Source organism: Dendronalium phyllosphericum CENA369, from assembly GCF_016056275.1.
In the GTDB taxonomy this organism is placed as follows: domain Bacteria; phylum Cyanobacteriota; class Cyanobacteriia; order Cyanobacteriales; family Nostocaceae; genus Dendronalium; species Dendronalium phyllosphericum.
In genome coordinates, this window is record NZ_JAECZA010000193.1 from 319 (window position 1) to 1405 (window position 1087).

The window sequence follows — 1087 nt, forward strand, 5'->3', positions numbered from 1 at the left end:
AAGACAACACTTAAACTTGGAGCAATCAGTGACAAAAACAACAAAAGGACAGCCGTGTCTCTTGCGTTGTCTGCAACAAGAGAGAGAACTCCAGGGAGCTCTTTTCCATGCGCTTCAGAAAATAGAAGTCGGTTTTCTTCTTTTTTTTCTGTGACATGTGTCAGAGCATCTTTATTTTCAAAATGAGAATAACTTGTCATGTCCCAAGTATAAACGATCTAAGAATTGTCCAAAAAGAAATTAGAAAAATTGAAAATTTATCTAATCACTTTATGGACGTAGAATCTAGTAGGGCGTAAGCGATGTTACGCCAAGTTTTTCTTGTAACACAGAGGGGAGATGAATCGATCCATCTTCTCTTTGGTTGTTTTCAAGGAGAGCGACAAAAAGACGAGAAGTGGCAAGTCCAGATCCATTTAAGGTGTGGACGAGTTCAGCTTTCCCTTGCTTTCCTTTGTACCTCGTTTGGGAACGCCTTGCTTGATAATCGGTGCAGTTAGACACAGAAGAGACTTCATAGTATCTATTTTGGCCAGGGAGGTACACCTCTACATCCACTGTTTTAGCGGCTGCAAAAGACATATCGCCTGTGACAAGAAGAGAAAAACGATAGTGGAGCCCAAGCCCTTGTAAAATTTCTTCTGTAACGTCAAGCATATGATTCATCATGGCAGGACTTTCTTCAGGCTTTGTAAAACAAAACATTTCTACTTTGTTAAACTGGTGCATGCGAATAAGGCCGCGCTCTTGCTTTCCCGCAGCTCCCGCTTCCCTGCGAAAACAAGGAGTATAGGCGGCATATTTGATGGGAAGGGATTCTTCAGGAATGATTTCATCGTAATGAAAGCCGTTTAAAACAACTTCTGAAGTGGGGACAAGATAAAGCGGATGCTCAGGGTCATCAAGTTCATAAAACTGACCAGTAAATTTTGGAATTTGTCCTGAACCAAACATGATGTGAGGTTTGACCATCAGAGGGGGAAGCCAAAATTCAAACCCGTTTCTGACTTGCACATCGATCATGTAGCTTAAAAGAGCCCATTCCAATCTCGCTCCCATTCCGCGATAAGCCGGCCAGCCAGAGCCG

At 42.6% G+C, this 1087-nt stretch carries 2 protein-coding genes; both read right to left on the bottom strand.

Annotated elements, in window-relative coordinates:
• The coding region (locus tag I8752_RS22200) for a hypothetical protein (RefSeq protein WP_214434439.1) at positions 1-200 on the bottom strand (200 nt) is incomplete at its 3' end.
• An 85-nt stretch (positions 201-285) separates the two neighbouring features.
• On the bottom strand, positions 286-1087 hold an 802-nt coding region (serS, locus tag I8752_RS22205; RefSeq protein ID WP_214434440.1), incomplete at its 5' end, for a serine--tRNA ligase.